The following is a 17,103-nucleotide window of genomic DNA, read 5'->3' on the forward strand; positions in this document are numbered from 1 at the left end:
GTGCGGCACAGAAACCCTTGAGAGGAGTATCCTGCCCCGATGTCTTTCACCACCTGCCTTCTCGTGATGCTTGGCGGCGCAATCGGCACGCTCGGCCGCTATCTGATGTCGGTTGCGACCGCTCCCTATAGTCGGGCCATGCCTTGGGGAACGATCATCGCCATCAACACACTCGGCTCGTTCGTGATCGGATTTTTCGGCACGCTGACGCTGACCCACGGCCGTTTCCCGGTCTCGGAGAACATGCGCCTTTTTGTGATGGTGGGCATTTGCGGTGGCTATACCACCTTCTCATCCTTCAGCCTGCAAACCCTGGATCTGCTGCGTGCCGATGCGCTGGGGCGCGCCCTGGCCAATATCCTGCTCTCCGCTGTGCTCTGCGTCGGTGCGGTATCAATTGGCCATCTCGCCGCATCGAAGCTCAATGCCGCTGCATTCCAGATTGCCCAGAATGAGACTGAGGAAGACGCCTGAGGCCTGAACCGACATCGCCGGTCAGCCCCAGTCCGGCATTCAGGCGGAGAGCGCCTCAAAGCGCGCCGTCTGCTCGTCGCAGCGATAGAAATCCGCCATCGGATAGGGCTGGCGCGCCAGAGCGGTCACCGCGTCGATCACGCGATCGACCTTCTCATCGCTCATGAGCACGCTGAAATTGAGGCGTGTCCAGCCCGGCTTGTCGATTTCATGGCCAGACAGAATGGCACGACGCAGGATATCCGAAGCGGGGGCATCGATTGACAGCAGACGATGGGCGTAGGGCCCCGCACAGGCGCAACCGCCGCGCGCCTGAATGCCGTAACAATCGGACAAGAGACGCGTGAAAAGCTGCTGGTGAATATGGCCGCCACGCTGGGAATCCCTGATACGCATCGAGAAAATCGGCAGCGCCTGCATGGCGGGGGACGCGCCGATCAGGTCGATTTCCGGGACCTTGCTCCACGCGGCATGGGCACGCTCACGCAGGGCAGCATGGCGGGCATCCATGAAATCCTGCCCGATTGCTTCCTTCACAAGGAAGGCGAGGGCTGCGCGGATGTCGCCCACCACATTGGGGGTACCTGCCTCCTCACGATCGCTTACTCGGTCGGAATAATCATGTCCCCAGGGAGAGACAAAGCGTACAGTCCCTCCACCCGGCAGGCTGGGGCGCGTGATCGCGACAGCCTCATCGCGAACGATCATCACGCCTGAGGCACCCGGTCCGCCCAGGAACTTGTGAGGTGAAATCACTACGGCATCCTTCTGCGCCGCTGTGCCCGCCGCCATATCGATGGCCAGATACGGCCCACCCCCGGCATAGTCCCATACAGAGCGCGCCCCATAGGCATTCAGCAGGCGTGTCACCGCGTCGACATCGGTCAGTATCCCCGTGACATTCGACGCCGCAGAAAAAGCCCCCACAACCAGCCGGTCCCGCCCCGCCGCGGATAGCACGGACTCCAGTACAGCCAGATCGGGACCGCCCTGCTGACCTTCCTCGATCTCGACGATCTCGGCTCCACTCTCGCGCCATGGCAGGATGTTGGAATGATGCTCATAGGGGCCGATGATCACGAGGGGGTTACGCCCCTCTGCCACGCTTTGGGCAACCCCCATGAGGCTCACGAGACGATTGATCCCTGCCGTAGCGCCTGACCCGGTGAAGACCACGCTATACCCCGCAGGAGCCTTGCAAAGCCGGGCGATCTGGCCACGGGCTGCAGTGCGCAGGCGCGTCATCATGCGCCCGCAATAGGAAGCCTGCGTGTGACTATTGGCGTAATAGGGCAGCACCTGGGTGAGCATGAAATTCTCGACCTGGAGCAGCGCGCGCCCGGAGGCGACATAGTCGGCATAGAGCAGCGGGTGATCGCCGAACGGCCCTGGAACTGCCACACCCTCACCGATCACCCCTTTGCGGAGCGCTTCGATACCGCCAGCGCCACTCAGCGTACGGGCGAAATCGTCAAGGCAGGTATCGGGATCGAACATCGGGGCAGCTCCAGAATGGGGTCCCCCACGATAGAGCGATCAAACCGGAGAAACCTTCCCTATTAACACCGTGATTGCGCCTATCTTTCTATCAAATGATCTGTTTTTATGAGTTTCATGGATCATATCGACAAGGCACTCCTACGCGCCCTTCAACAGAACGCATCGCTTTCGCAGCGCGATCTCGCCGAGAAGATCGGCCTTTCGCAGAACGCCTGCTGGCGCAGACTGCATGCCCTGCGGAGTGCCGGCGTGATCGAGGGGGAGACAATAAGACTGTCACAAGAGGCCGTGGGATTAGGGGTCACGGTCTTCGTGATGGTGCGGACGCGGTTCCATTCCCGCGAATGGCTCAGCCAGTTCCGGGAGGCCGTACTCTCCATTCCCCATATCGTCGATTTCCATCGTCTGGCGGGGGATTACGACTATATGCTGAAGATCGTCGCCAGGGACATGAATGCTTTCGATGGCATTTATCAGACCCTGATCAGCAAGGTCGAACTGGACACGGTGACCTCCTATCTTTCGATGGAGGCCATCGCGAACAACCGGGACATGCCTGTCTAGACGACTGGGAAGCCGGGGTTCTCCGGCTCCCCGATGCGATCAGTTTCCGGCTGGCTTGGTGATCAGTTCAAAGAGCAGAACCGACCGGCCTGTCACAGTGTAGACCTGCTCCTGCGCAAACTGCTCTTCTTCCAGTGCCGCACCGTCATCGGGGCGGTTGGTATCGAGCAGAAGCTTCCATTCCTCCCCTTCGGCCTTGGGCAGGGTGAACTCGACAACATCGTGCCAGCTGTTGAAAATGAGCAGCAGCGTCGCATCGGCGCCACGACGCATGATACCGCTCGGCTGTGCGCGGCCATCGAGCATGAGCCCGAAGCACTGGGCCAGCGACCATTCATCCTGCTGCATCACCCCACCTGAGGCGCTGATCCAGCTCAGTTCCTTGACGTCGAGCTCCGGATTGAAAGCCTCGGTCAGAAAACGGGCGCGGCGCAGGATCGGGAAACGACGACGCAGGGCAAGAAGACGGGTCGTGAACTTGGAGAGCCGCGCTCCCTCCTCACTGATGCTCCAATTGACCCATGAAATGTCGTTGTTCTGGCAATAGGCGTTGTTATTGCCCCCCTGGGTGCGACCGAACTCGTCGCCCGCCAGAATCATCGGCGTTCCCTGCGAGAAAATCAGCGTCGAGAGCATGTTGCGGCACTGGCGCCAGCGAACCGCGTTGATCTCCTCATCATCGGTAGGCCCCTCCACACCGTAATTGCAGGAGCGATTGTCCGAGGTGCCGTCCTTATTGTCCTCGCCATTCGCCTCATTGTGCTTCTCGTTGTAAGAGACCGTATCCCACAGGGTGAAGCCGTCATGGGCCGTGAGGAAGTTCACGCTGGCCCAGGCCTGACGACCGGAATGGTTGAACATGTCCGGACTGCCGAGCAGGCGGGGCGCCAGAGCATCGGCCTTGGCCTCGCCACGCCAGAAATCGCGCGTCGTATCACGGTATTTGTCGTTCCACTCTGCCCAGCCAGGGGGGAAATGACCGACCTGATAGCCGCCGGGTCCAATATCCCAGGGTTCTGCAATCATCTTGAGATGGGTGAGAGTAGGGTCCTGCTGGCAGACGCGCAGGAACCCGGACTCACTGTCAAATCCATCGAGTTCGCGGGCCAGGATAGTGCCGAGATCAAAGCGGAACCCATCGACGCCGATTTCATTCGCCCAGTAACGCAGACTGTCGACAACAAACTGTATAGGCCCGGTCTTTGTCAGGTTAAACGTGTTCCCTGTACCAGTATCATTAATATAGAATCTCTTATTGTCCGGCATCAGCCTGTAATAGGTCGCGTTATCCAGCCCCTTGAAGGACAGGGTCGGGCCCAGCTCGTTGCCTTCAGCCGTGTGATTATAGACAACGTCCATGATCACCTCGATGCCCGCCTCGTGATAGGCACTGACCATCCGGCGCACCTCGGAGAGCGCATCGTCCTGATCTGCGGCATAGCGCGTATCGGGGGCGAAGAAGCCGATGGTGTTGTAGCCCCAGTAATTGGTGAGACCCTTGTCGACAAGATACTCGTCCGCGACGAAGCTCTGGATCGGCAGCAACTCGATGGTGGTCACCCCAAGCGACTTCAGATGCTCGATGACATGACGATTGGCGAGCCCCGCATATGTGCCGCGCAGACGCCTTGGAACACGAGGATGGTTGAGCGTGTAGCCCCTGACATGGGTCTCATAGACTACCGTTTCCGACCACGGTGTCCCGAGCGGCTGCAGATGCTGGGCTGCGGGGTCGGTGATCACGCATTTGGGCATGAAGGGCGCGCTATCGCGCTCATCGAAGCTCAGATCCTTGTCCGCGTGGCCGAGCTGGTAGCCAAAGAGGGCCGGGTTCCACTCGATCTCACCAAAATGCTCACGGGCATAGGGGTCGAGCAGGAGCTTGTTGGGGTTGAAGCGATGTCCCTCATCGGGGGTGTAGGGACCGTGGACACGGTAGCCATAAAGCTGGCCGGGGCGCAGGTCCGGCACCCATCCATGGAACACCTGGTCGGTGTATTCCGGCAGCCGGATCCGGTCGGTCTCGCGCTCACCATTCTGGTCGAACAGACAGATCTCGACCGCCTCGGCATTGGCGGAGAAAACGGCGAAATTGACGCCCGTTCCATCATACACGGCACCCCGTCCGGCAGGGCTTCCTTCCTTCAGGCGTTTAGCAAAAGAATCACTCATCGTTTTCTTTCCATCCTGACCCGTTAGACCGGCAATTTTCCCGTCTGCACCCGGGTTCGGGGCCCTAACGCCGCGGCGGGGGAAAAAGCGGATAACATAAACGCGAGCGGATAACGATTTAAGGTGCGCGACGTTTCATAAGTATTAGCATCATAAATGCGCCGCTTTTTCTTGAATCCCCGCCCCCGAACGAGGCTCCCCATGCCGTCAAACCAGATCGTTGCGATTCCGACAGATCTGCAACTGCTCTCCGTCTCCGCCGAGATGTTCCCGTTCGTGAAAACAGGCGGGCTTGGCGATGTCGCGGCGTCGCTCCCGACGGCCTTGCGGCATCATGGCGTGAGAACACGCACATTGCTGCCTGGCTATCGCGCCGTGATGGCCGCGCTGACCCAGCGCGTCGAAGCCTATGTCTTCAACGACGTACTGGGTTACCGCGCGGTGGTGTGGGAAGGCACAGCTCACGGGCAGCATCTTTACGCCATCGAGGTGCCCGAGCTCTACGACCGTGCCGGCGGCCCTTACCTCGGTCCTGACGGACGCGACTGGCCTGACAACGACATGCGCTTTGCGGTGCTGTCACGGGTTGCTGCCAGCATTGCCCAGGGGTGCATACCGGGCTGGTGCCCCGATGTGGTGATGACCCATGACTGGCAGGCGGGACTGGTGGCGGCCTATCTCCGTTATGACAACCAGCCTGCCCCACCCGTAGCCCATGTCATCCATAACATGGCCTTCCAGGGTCTCTTCCCGCGCGAGCTCCTGCCTCGGATCGGGCTTCCCGATCATGCCTTCGACATGAACGGCGTCGAGTTTTACGGTCAGGTCGGGTATCTCAAGGCCGGTCTGCAGATCGCGGATCGTCTGATCACCGTGTCCCCCACCTATGCCGAAGAAATCCAGACAGCCGAAAACGGTATGGGGCTGGAGGGCCTTCTCAGCTCACGCGCTGCCAATTTGCATGGGATCCTCAATGGTATCGATCTGCACGACTGGAACTCCCTGACCGATCCGGCAGTGATCTTTCCCTATGCAATCGGGGATATTGCCGGACGCCGTGCCAACAAGCGCGTTTTTCAGGCTGAATTCGGCCTGCCGCAGGACCCCAACGCTCTCCTGCTAGGCATCGTGAGTCGCTTGACCCGCCAGAAGGGTGTCGACATTCTGGCAGAGATCGCCCCACGACTGTTCAAGGAGAATATCCAGCTTGCGGTCGTCGGTGTGGGTGACAACGATATCATGCAGTCCTTCCGTGCCCTGCAACTTGCCTATCCCCGGAATCTCGTCTGCCATCTCCGTTATGACGAGGTGCTGGGTCATCGTCTGCATTCCGCGGTAGATGCCTCGCTCATTCCGTCGCGTTTCGAGCCTTGCGGCCTGACACAGCTTCACGCCTTGCGTTATGGCTCCGTGCCGATCGCGGCACGCGTAGGCGGACTGACCGATACCATCGTCGATGCCAATGCTGCCGCCATCGAGGAAGGCGTGGCCAATGGCATTCTGTTCTCCCCGACTCAGGGCGATGCCCTGTTTCGGGCGATCAGACACGCGAAGAGACTGTTCCGCCAGAAATCCGTATGGGCACGGTTGCAGCGTAACGGGTCGCTTCATGATGTCTCATGGCATGGAAAGGCAGCGCATTACGCCCGGCTTCTGCTGGAGATGACGGGTCGCGCGCCGGTGCGCATCGTGGGTGACGGCGATATCGCGCCGCGTCTCAGCGATATAGGCCAGCCTCATGCGCCCGGGACGGTATTCACTCGCACAGCCAGAATGCCTCAAAGCCGCCCACGCAATCCGGGGCTGGGACGCACCGACCTGCCCCGCTTCGGTACCAATTCCTGATCTGCCCCCCATCCTGAGGCGAGACCCCGTCCCCCATGACCGACACTGAAACGTTGCCGCCTGCCGTCAAGACCATCAAGCCCCAGGAACAAGCCCTTATCGACGAGATTGTCGAAGGTCGCGCCCATGATCCCTTTTCCTATCTCGGCCGCCATCGTGAGGGGCGCGGGACGGTCGTCAGAGTATTCTACCCCGACGCAGTCGAGGTGTGTCTGGTTGCCGAGCGAAAGAACAAGGCGCCCCTCGAGAAGAAGATGGACCGCATCGACGATCGTGGTATCTACACGGCGTCGATCACCGCGACGTCGCCGCGTTACAGCCTGCGTATTCTCTGGGCGGATGGCTGGCAGGAAACGCATGACCCCTACAGCTTCGGAACACTGATCGGCGATCTCGATCTTTACCTCTTCTCCGAGGGGAATCATCGCGACGTCGACAAGATTATGGGGGCCCATATCTGCGAGGTCGATGGAATTTCCGGTGTGAGGTTTAGCGTATGGGCGCCCAATGCTCATCGCGTATCGGTCATTGGCGACTTCAATATCTGGGACGGGCGGCGCCATGGCATGCGCCTGCGTCACAGCGCAGGGATCTGGGAGCTCTTCGTGCCCGGTATCGGTTCCGGTGAACGATACAAGTTCGAGATCATGGCACCGGGCGGAGTCATCCTGCCCGCCAAGGCCGACCCCTATGCACGCTATGCGGAACTACCTCCCGCCACAGCGTCGATCGTCGCGCCGCCGCTCGAGCATGACTGGCACGATCATGAATGGATGGCCCGGCGTGGCGAACGCCAGGCGCTTGGAGCACCTGTCTCGATCTACGAGCTGCATGTCCCCTCATGGCAACGTATCAACAGTCCAACCGGCTATGTAAGCTGGAACGATCTGGGCGACAGGCTCATCCCTTACGTGACTGAGCTTGGCTTCACGCATATCGAGCTCATGCCGATCACGGAATATCCTTTTTCGGGGTCGTGGGGCTATCAGCCGCTCAGCATGTATGCCCCGACATCGCGCCATGGCACGCCTGCCGAATTTGCCCATTTCGTTGACCGGTGTCATCAGGCCGGACTTGGCGTGATCATGGACTGGGTGCCAGCGCACTTCCCTGCCGATGCCCATGGTCTGGCCATGTTCGATGGCACGCATCTTTATGAGCATTCCAACCCCAAGGAAGGGTATCATCAGGACTGGCACACACTGATCTATAATTTCGGTCGGACGGAAGTGCGCAATTTCCTGACCGGTAGCGCGCTGTACTGGCTGCGCAATTTCCATATCGACGGATTACGTGTCGATGCGGTCGCGTCGATGCTTTATCGCGACTACAGCCGCAAGGACGGTGAATGGTGCCCCAATATCTATGGTGGCCGCGAAAATCTCGAGGCCGTCAGTTTCATGCGCGAACTTTCGGGCATCATTCGTGACTACTGCCACGATGCCGCGCTGATTGCCGAGGAATCCACAGCCTGGCCGGGCGTCACGTCTCCGTCGGAAGTCGGTGGGCTGGGATTCCGGTTCAAATGGAACATGGGCTGGATGCATGACACGCTGCGCTACATGCAGCACGACCCCCTCTGGCGGCGCTATCATGGGTCCGACATCACCTTCGGGATGATCTACGCTTATACCGAGCATTTCATCCTTCCGCTCTCCCATGACGAGGTGGTGCATGGGAAGGGTTCGCTGTTATCGCGCATGCCGGGCGATGACTGGCGCCGACATGCCAATCTCAGGGCCTATTACGCCCTTATGTGGGCCTATCCCGGCAAGAAGCTGCTTTTCATGGGAGGTGAGTTCGCCCAATGGGAGGAATGGCACAATGATCGCGAGCTTGCCTGGCATCGTCTGAATGACCCGCTCGGGCGCGGTATGCATGACACGGTGCAGGCGCTCAACGCGATCTACCGCAATGAGCCAGCGCTCTCCGCGCATGACTATCAGCATGACGGGTTCCGCTGGGTCATTGCCGATGATACTGAAAACACGGTGTTCGCCTGGCTTCGCCAGGCACCCGACGCGGCACCCGTTCTTGTGGTCTGCAATATGACCCCCGTGGTGCACCATGACTACCGCATTGGCGTCCCGTTCGGGGGCGAATGGGTCGAGGCCATCAATACGGATCGCAGGGAACTTGGCGGGTCTGGCGTGACCCGTGAGGAACCCCGTCATGCCGATCAAGAATCAGCGCATGGTATGGAACATTCGCTCGTTCTGACACTTCCTCCTCTCGCCGTGCTGTATCTCGTCCCGAGACGCGGCTGAACATCCCCCGACAGGAGGCACCGTTGCAGAAAGCGTATCTTTATCAGACCCGTTTCGGTGCCACTCCCCAGAGCGACGGGACGATCCGTTTTGCGCTCTGGGCTCCCTCCTGCCAGACGGTCAGCCTCGAAATCGAGGATGCCCCGCCCCGCCCCATGACCCGCGACGCGGAAGGGGTCTTCACGCTGACAGCAGACTGCGCCTTCGGGGCACGCTACCGCTTCAGAATCTCCGAGGCACAGGCCGTTCCCGACCCGGCGAGCCGCAGTCAGCCTGAAGGCGTCCACGGTCCGAGCGTGGTGACCGATCCGACCTCCTATGAATGGCATTGCCGTCGATGGCAGGGTCGCCCATGGGAAGAAGCTGTGATCTATGAGCTTCATGCAGGATTGCTCGGCGGTTTCGATGGGGTCCGTGAGCGCCTGGATGAGCTGTCAGCTCTCGGTATCACCGCCATCGAGATCATGCCGGTCAACAGTTTCGGCGGAACGCGTAACTGGGGTTATGACGGCGTCCTTCCCTATGCTCCGACACAGGCCTATGGCGATCCCGACGCGCTGAAACACCTTATCGATGCTGCCCATGCCAAAGGCATGATGGTCATCCTGGACGTGGTCTATAATCATTTCGGGCCCGACGGGAATTTCCTCCATGACTATGCCGAGGATTTCTTCGACCACGAAAATAATTCCACCTGGGGCACCGGCATTGCTTTTGCCCGTCCCCAGGTCGCGGATTTCTTCATTGATAATGTTCTCTACTGGCTCATGGAATTCCGCTTCGATGGCGTTCGCATCGATGCTGCTTCAGCCATCACCGATCACGCATGGTTCGGCAAGCTGCGCGAGCGCGTAGTCGCGACTGTGGAACCGGGTCGCCATGTGCATCTGATTCTCGAGAACGAAAACAACGATGCAGAGCTCCTACGCGACGGTTTCACCGCGCAATGGAATGATGACGGGCACAATGTCCTGCACGTCATGCTGACCGGAGAAACCGAGGGCTATTACGAGATGTTCGCCGAAAACCCCACAGCCACCCTCGCAAGGGTGCTGCATGAGGGTTTTGCCTATCAGGGCGAGATCAATCCTTATTCAGGCAAGAAGCGCGGCATGCCAAGCGGCGATCTGCCCGCTTCGAAATTCATCCTCTTCCTGCAGAACCATGATCAGACAGGCAACCGCGCGCTGGGCGAGCGCCTCATTTCGCTGGCCTCTCCAGAAGCACTGCACGCAGCCTACGCCCTTCTGCTGCTCAGTCCCATGACTCCGATGCTGTTCATGGGCGAGGAATGGGGCTGCACGACACCCTTCCTGTTTTTCTGCGATTTCCACGACGAACTCGCCAATGCCGTGAGAGAGGGAAGGCGCAAGGAATTTGCGAAGTTCTCGGCATTTCAGGATCCCGAAAAGCGCAAGACCATCCCTGACCCGAATGCCCTTTCCACCTTCGACGATTCCCGCCCGGACCGCGAGGCGCGAGCCACAATCGAGGGACGCATCTGGCTGGACCGAACGCGCAGTCTCCTGTCCCTGCGCAAACGCCATCTTATTCCGCGTCTGCCCGAGGCCCATAGCCTGGACGCAACGATCATTGGAGACAAGTCCGTGCTCGCGCGCTGGAAGCTGACTGACGGTTCCATCCTGTCGATCGCGATCAATCTCTCCGATCACGAAACATGCCGGATCACCGAGCCCGCAACTCTGCTCTATAGCTCGGCCGTGCGCAGGACGGTAGAGGAACTGCCACCGGGCAGTCTCGTGGCCGGACTGGAGTTGAACGCATGACCCCCCTGCCCCTGACAGCCACACTGCGCCTGCAGTTTCATCGTGAATTCACCTTCGATGATGCCCTCCCGCTGATTCCCTATTTTCGCAAACTGGGCATCAGTCATATTTACGCCTCTCCGCTTCTCGCCTCCACACCGGGCTCGATGCACGGTTATGACACGGTGGATTGCCAGCTGATCGACCCGGATCGGGGCGGGATAGAGGGGCTGAGACGTCTGGTCTCGTCTCTCCGTGAGGAGGGAATGGGGCTGATTCTGGATATTGTCCCTAATCATATGGGGCTAGGCGCCGATAATCGCTGGTGGATGGATGTGCTGCGCCATGGGCAAAAGAGTGCCTACGCGCAGCATTTCGACATTGACTGGACGCCCTCCGAGCCGAGCCTCCATGGAAGGGTCCTCCTTCCTTTTCTAGGAGCCCCACTGGCTGACATCCTCACCTCTGGTGACCTCAAGGTGGATTTCGATTCCGCCAGCAATACGGCGCAGCTTACCTATGGTGAGCAGCGCTACCCGCTCTCGCCTGAGAGCGAAGCCCGCCTTCTGGCAGATATCCGCGCACCGTCCGGGCAGGTTCTGTATCCCGGCTTCCTCAACTCCGAACCCGGCAAGGCACTGCTTTCCCGCCTGACGACCCTCCTCGACCCACATTCCAAATCCGGTCGCGCCCGGATGAGCGCGCTACTGGACGAGCAGCACTACCGACTGGCATGGTGGCGTGTCGCGGGCGATCTGATCAACTGGCGTCGCTTCTTCGACGTCACATCGCTCGTCGCCCTGCGTATGGACCGTCGGGACGTGTTCGATGACGCGCACAGGCTTGTCTTCGAGCTTTATCGGGAGGGGCTGATCGATGGTCTGCGTGTCGACCACGTAGATGGCCTAGCACGTCCAGCCGAATACTGCTCGAGACTGCGAGCGCGGCTGGATGCGCTTCAGCGTGAGCGCCCAACAGAACTGCGAGGCCAGGCGCCGTTCTTCATCGAGAAGATCCTGCAGAAAAACGAGATCCTCCCTCTTGAATGGCCGGTGACCGGGACAACGGGTTACGATTTCCTCGAACAGGTCGATCTGCTCCTCCACGATCCGAAGGGAGAGGAGCCGATCACGGCGCTCTGGTCGGAGATAGGCAGTGCGGATTTCGAGACTGTGGAACATGTGGCCAGACATGAAAAGCTGGATACCTCTTTCACAGGCGAATTCGCGGCCCTGACGGCGTTGCTTGTGCAGGAGTTCCCGCAAGGTCGTGATCTGACACGGCAGGCGATCGGCTCGGCTCTACGCGCTCTTCTGACGGTCTTCCCTGTCTATCGCAGCTACTTTGCTGATGGGGGTGACTCAGGAGCTGATTTCAGGGCTATCGACCGCGCACGTCATGAAGCCGCGCAGATCCTGCCGCCTTGGCAGCACGAGGTTCTGGATCAAATCTGTCAGTATTTGGCGGATGCACGCATTGATACCACCGAGCGTCAGGAAATTCTCGAGCGGTTCGAACATCTGACTGCCCCCCTGACCGCCAAAGCAGGGGAGGACACAGCGTTCTATCGCTATGCCCGTCTGCTGTCGCGAAACGATGTCGGTTGTAGCCCGGCACGCTTCGCCGCACCTGCCAGCGCCTTTCATGCCATGAACAAGGAGCGTCTGTCCCACCATCCGCTGGCACTCCTGACCACAGCGACCCATGACCACAAACGCGGCGAGGACGGACGCACCAGATTGATGGTCCTGAGTGAGGCCGACGCGCGCTGGCCCGATACGGCCCGATCCTGGGCGCAGCAGACGGAAAGCGACCTCGAGAAAACGTCTCATGGCCCCTCTCCTGTCGCCGCAGATCGCTATTTCATCTTTCAGACGCTGATTTCGTCATGGCCCCTTCATGAAAGCGAATGGTCCGCTTATCCGGAACGTCTGGATGACTATCTGACCAAGGCATTGCGCGAGGCCGGGGAACGCACGAGCTGGTCAAACCCGGATGAAGCCTATGAAGAAGCCTGTCTGAGTTTCGCCCGTTCATGTGCGAGCGGCGCTTTCAAACCGACCATCGCGGCTTATCTGGCCAAAATCGGTCCTGCCGCTGCGCTCAACAGCCTGTCACAGGCTTTGCTGCGCATGACCAGTCCGGGGGTTCCCGATCTTTATCAGGGTCGGGAGTGCTGGGATTTCAGTCTGGTCGATCCGGATAACAGACGCCCCGTCGATTATCCGGCTCACGAGGCCATGCTTGCGCAGGCCATAGTTTTTGATGAAGCCTGTGCAAACTGGAAGGACGGGCGGGTCAAACAAGCGCTCGTCGAGACCGTTCTGACGGACAGGATGGACAGGCCTGCGCTTTACGAGAGCAGCGTCTACCTCCCCCTCATCCCGGAAGGACCCTTGGCAGAGCACTTCGTGGCGTTCGAGCGAGAAAGCCCTGTCGGCGCCTGTCTGGTCATCGCTCCACGTCTGACTTTGTCGCTGTCACCCGATGAAGGCCTGCGTGTATCGCATGCGGCCCTGCGGGAGACGACCATTCCTGCCAAGGGCAGTTGGAGGAGCCTACTGCACGACGATTTTTATCATGAGGGAGGCCCGCTTTCTCTAGGATATCTGATAGGACGTGCGCCATTGGATTTCCTGATCCGCAGGGCCTGAGCGCCCTTCCCGGAGCAAGCACGTTATTGAAAACGGACGCCGTATCCTGGCCGGGATACGGCGTTCTTTCTGGGCCTCCCCTGAGTCCGAGACTCTCCCGTCGATAGCAGATCGTCTCTTTCAGGACACAACCTGTCCCCTGCGCTACGAGCGCAGTTTTCAGCGAGAAACCTGTTCTCTCCCGAAAACGTTACATCGCCCCACAGGCGAGGTGACACGTGCATATCCTCCATATTGCCCTTGGCGGCTGTCTCCGCGCTCCACCCGTTATCTACGGCATCACACCCGATACAGGCGGCCATATTGCGTATGTGCTCGAGGCCGCCCTGGCACAGGCCAGGCGCCCTGATGTCACTCATGTCACAATCGTTACGAGACGTTTTCGTAATGAATCTCTTGGGTCTATCCATGATCAGGCGGTCGAACCTGTTACGGACAAGGTCACGATCCTCCGTATCGGCCCCCAGGATGCCCCCTACCGCGAAAAAGACGAGGCCCTTTCAGATTTGCCGGGGCTCGCTGTCGCGCTTCATGCCTGCGCCACCCTCCCGGATAGACAATTCGATGTCATCCACACTCATTTCTCCGATGCAGCTGCGCTCGGCCTGGATCTTGGTCGGGCGCTCAACCTCCCTGTCATTTACACACCTCATGCGCTGGGTATCGACAAACTGGATGCTGGAGGCACTGACTGCCCTGCCCTGCGTGAGCGCATCCGCCGTGAACGCACGGCCATTGCCTCCTCGGACGGTATCATCGTCTCGACGCGGGATGAGGCCTACAAGCAGATCCCGCGTTACGGGGTTCCTTCCGGGCTCGGAAGCCTGCGGCTGATCACACCCGGGGTCCCTACTCTTGCCTCCGCTGAGGCATCACAGGGAAGAGCCTTTCTGGCCGAGCATCTGGCAGAGCCTGATCGCCCGATCATCCTCGCCATCGCGCGCGCTGTGCGCAAAAAGAACCTCGCTCATCTTGCACGCAGTTACGCGCAAAGTCCGGACCTGCAGGAAAGAGCCAATCTGGTCATACTCAGCGGACAGCACGAGGGCCTCCAGCCCGGCACTGAGGAACATGAGGTGGTGACCGAACTGAAGCAGATCAGGGCTTCAGGGGGTCTCGATCATTGCTTCGCTCTTCCGCCTTCCCATCGCGCGGCGGATGTGGCGGGACTTTATCGTCTTGCCGCCCAGGGGCGCGGCGTTTTTGTCAACCCTGCGCTTCACGAGCCGTTCGGATTGACCCTTCTTGAGGCCGCGTCGGTAGGGCTGCCTGTCATCGCAACCAATCGCGGGGGACCCGTCGACATCATCCGGTCGATTGGCCATGGGCTTCTGGTTTCACCCGATTCCCTTACCGATCTCTCCCAGGCGCTCCGCCATTTGCTCGGCACGCCTGCGCTCTGGCGGAAATTTGCCGATGCAGCCAATGACTCCTCCCCCGCTCTGGGTTGGCAAGAATATGCAGCTCATTCAGTGTCCTTCTATCGCCAACTTATCGAAAGCCGACACAGGCCGGAATATAGTTCCGGATCCGGAGCAAATCTGGAGTTGATCTCCACTGCACGGGGCATCCCTTCATCGCAAATGGGCATGACACCGGTCATCGTGCCCACCACCGACCGTCTGACGGAGGCGCGCGCATGAACCGTCCCATCGGCTACTTCGTGCACCATCAGGGTCGCGGCCATGCTGAGCGTTGCCTCGCCATAATCCACGCTCTGCCCGCCACACGGCCCGTGGTCATTTTTTGCGCGCGGCCCGATTTCTTCCCTGATCTGCCCGACCACGTCAGTATATGTGCCATCCCGTCCCTGTTCGAGGCACGCGGCGATGAAGCTGCTAGCATGGCCGATCTGCCGACACCCAGAACCATGCATTGCGCCCCTGTGGGCTGGCCCGGTATCCGACAGGCCATGGGTGCGATCGCCCAGTGGTTTGCCCAGGCAGATCCTGCTCTGATGATCTGTGACGTATCCGCTGAGATCGCCCAGCTCAGCAGATTATGCAGCGTTCCCCACATCAAGATCGTGCAGCATGGCGACCGCGAGGATGAAGGACATCAGGCTGCCTATGACGGTGCTGTCGGTCTCCTCGCGCCGTTCTCGGAGCATCTGGCTCAACCGGAATGGAGCAGTGCGCGGCGCAAACAGATCTTCTTTGCTGGCGGCCTCGGCAAGTCGGATGTCCTGCCCGAAAAAGAAGTCGCCAGAAGACGTATTGGGGTCGATCCCGAGCGTGAGATGATTCTCGTCATGTCGGGCGGTGGCGGTTCGGGTTTCACACTCGCGCCGATAGCGGTGGGGGCACGGCACAGGCCAGACGCGCACTGGGTGACGATCGGGGCCATGGAGCATGACTGGCATGCAACGGGAACCGGCAACCTGACCATTCGCGGCTGGGTCGATAATGCCCCAGACTACATTGCGGCAGCGGATTGCATCATTGCGAGCACCGGGAATACGACCTGTCAGCAGATCCTGGCTGCCGGGAAGCCCTGGCTGGCTGTTCCGGAATGGCGCTATTTTGATGAGCAGCACCGTAAGGCCGAGTGTCTGGCGGCAGCGCGAATGGCGGTCACCCGGCCTCATCTCCCTGCCTCCGGCATGGCATGGACAACTGCGCTCGCCGAGACCTATGCGACCCATGATCCGCAATTGCAGCGCGCCGCCATTGACGACCGGCCTGCGGAACGTGTGGCCCTCTGGATCGAGACGCTGATCAGCCGTCTCTGGGACCAGCATCACCCTGCATCTGCGCCCGATACGGCGCAGGCAGGCCTGACGTCCGAGACCGGCCATGCCTCTGCCCACCCCGGCGCCAGCGCCGACATTGTTGCCTCTCATCCTGACCCCGGCGCAGCACGAGGCGCCACGGAGACACATCCTTCATGAGCACAATCTCGGTTCTGACCCTTGCAAAGGGTCGCGCCAGCCATCTGATCAACATGATGCATGGTTTGTCACGCCAGAGCGTTCGGCCGGATGAATTCATTGTGGCGGTCATGCAGGACGAACCCTATGTCAACCTGCCCGACATGCCATTCCCGATGCGCCAGATCCTGATCAACCGTCAGGATCTCTGCCTCTCAGCCGCGCGCAATCAGGCTGCCGCTGCCGCCCAGGGAGAAGTTCTTGTCTTTCTGGATATCGACTGCATCCCCGCGCCCCATTGCCTGCGCGATTACCGGGATGCGCTCGAGACATGCAATGGTCTGCTGATGGGCGAGGTCATGTATCTGCCCGCAGGGGCGACAGAAGGCGACTGGAGCTACAGCTCATTCGAAGCCGTTTGCGCCCGGCACTCCGATCGCCGCGGTCCGCCTGCCTACGGAGTCGAGGCCTGCACGGATTACCGCTGCTTCTGGTCACTCAACTTCGCCATCACTGCCAGCAGCTTTCGTCAGTCCGGGGGCTTCGATGAGTCCTATACCGGCTATGGTGGAGAGGACACGGATTATGCCAAGGGCTTCACACTGAACGGAGGAGAACTCGCCTGGGTTAATGGGGCACGGGTGTATCATCAGCATCATGCGCATCACATGCCCCCCGTCCATCATCTCGAGAGCGTTGTGCGCAATGCGGAGCTCTTCGAGCGGAAATGGGGATATCGCACCATGGGCCACTGGCTGCATGCCTTCAAGCTCATGGGGCTTATCGACGATTCTGCCGGGCAGAAAATTCGCATCCTTCGCGCACCCGATGCAGCCGATCTCGCCCTGACCGGGCAGCAGAGCCATCAGCCCTATGCCAATACGGCCTCGGCAATCCGCCTGCTGGAGGAACGACGCAATAACGCTCCCGCTGCGGCAGAGGCACCATTTCCCGCAAATGAGCCGTCGCTTTCAGTGGCCGCAGAATGAGGC

11 protein-coding genes are annotated in these 17,103 nt (G+C 60.0%); 9 read left to right on the forward strand and 2 right to left on the reverse strand.

Going from position 1 to position 17,103, the window contains the following annotated elements:
• Positions 1–39 precede the first annotated feature (39 nt).
• Complete coding sequence (gene crcB / locus AA0535_RS15305) at positions 40–474, forward strand: fluoride efflux transporter CrcB (RefSeq protein ID WP_264817539.1); 435 nt, start codon at positions 40–42, stop codon at positions 472–474.
• A gap of 39 nt (positions 475–513) precedes the next feature.
• Here the strand turns inward: crcB and AA0535_RS15310 are convergent, their stop codons facing one another.
• Complete coding sequence (locus tag AA0535_RS15310; protein ID WP_264817540.1) at positions 514–1,971, reverse strand: aminotransferase class V-fold PLP-dependent enzyme; 1,458 nt, start codon at positions 1,969–1,971, stop codon at positions 514–516.
• A gap of 117 nt (positions 1,972–2,088) precedes the next feature.
• Here AA0535_RS15310 and AA0535_RS15315 point away from each other — a divergent pair, with 117 nt between their 5' ends.
• Positions 2,089–2,538, forward strand: a complete 450-nt coding sequence (locus tag AA0535_RS15315) for an Lrp/AsnC family transcriptional regulator (protein ID WP_264817651.1) — start codon at positions 2,089–2,091, stop codon at positions 2,536–2,538.
• A 39-nt stretch (positions 2,539–2,577) separates the two neighbouring features.
• Here AA0535_RS15315 and glgX read toward each other — a convergent pair whose 3' ends face one another.
• Complete coding sequence (gene glgX / locus AA0535_RS15320; RefSeq protein WP_264817541.1) at positions 2,578–4,710, reverse strand: glycogen debranching protein GlgX; 2,133 nt, start codon at positions 4,708–4,710, stop codon at positions 2,578–2,580.
• Between the two features lie 201 nt (positions 4,711–4,911).
• On the opposite strand from glgX, the gene glgA reads away from it, so the two are divergent.
• The 7 genes from glgA to AA0535_RS15355 all read left to right on the forward strand — a co-directional run bounded on the left by glgA (position 4,912) and on the right by AA0535_RS15355 (position 17,100).
• A complete protein-coding gene (gene glgA, locus AA0535_RS15325; protein WP_264817542.1) occupies positions 4,912–6,555 on the forward strand; it encodes a glycogen synthase GlgA in 1,644 nt (547 codons plus the stop codon).
• A gap of 35 nt (positions 6,556–6,590) precedes the next feature.
• Positions 6,591–8,822: a 1,4-alpha-glucan branching protein GlgB gene (glgB, locus tag AA0535_RS15330; RefSeq protein WP_264817543.1), complete on the forward strand. Its 2,232-nt coding sequence runs from the start codon at positions 6,591–6,593 to the stop codon at positions 8,820–8,822.
• Positions 8,823–8,845: 23 nt separating this feature from the next.
• Positions 8,846–10,609: a malto-oligosyltrehalose trehalohydrolase gene (gene treZ / locus AA0535_RS15335; RefSeq protein ID WP_264817544.1), complete on the forward strand. Its 1,764-nt coding sequence runs from the start codon at positions 8,846–8,848 to the stop codon at positions 10,607–10,609.
• A complete protein-coding gene (gene treY / locus AA0535_RS15340) occupies positions 10,606–13,242 on the forward strand; it encodes a malto-oligosyltrehalose synthase (protein WP_264817545.1) in 2,637 nt (878 codons plus the stop codon). Before treZ ends, treY begins: the two co-directional genes overlap by 4 nt.
• 218 nt (positions 13,243–13,460) lie before the next feature.
• Positions 13,461–14,885: a glycosyltransferase gene (locus tag AA0535_RS15345; protein WP_264817546.1), complete on the forward strand. Its 1,425-nt coding sequence runs from the start codon at positions 13,461–13,463 to the stop codon at positions 14,883–14,885.
• On the forward strand, positions 14,882–16,132 hold the full coding sequence (locus AA0535_RS15350; protein ID WP_264817547.1) for a hypothetical protein: 1,251 nt from the start codon (positions 14,882–14,884) through the stop codon (positions 16,130–16,132). Before AA0535_RS15345 ends, AA0535_RS15350 begins: the two co-directional genes overlap by 4 nt.
• Positions 16,129–17,100 (forward strand): glycosyltransferase family 2 protein, encoded by a 972-nt coding sequence (locus AA0535_RS15355; protein ID WP_264817548.1) that lies wholly within the window; start codon positions 16,129–16,131, stop codon positions 17,098–17,100. Before AA0535_RS15350 ends, AA0535_RS15355 begins: the two co-directional genes overlap by 4 nt.
• The last annotated feature ends 3 nt before the right edge of the window (positions 17,101–17,103 follow it).

Origin of the sequence: Asaia krungthepensis NRIC 0535 (assembly GCF_025995175.1) — a bacterium.
In the GTDB taxonomy this organism is placed as follows: domain Bacteria; phylum Pseudomonadota; class Alphaproteobacteria; order Acetobacterales; family Acetobacteraceae; genus Asaia; species Asaia krungthepensis.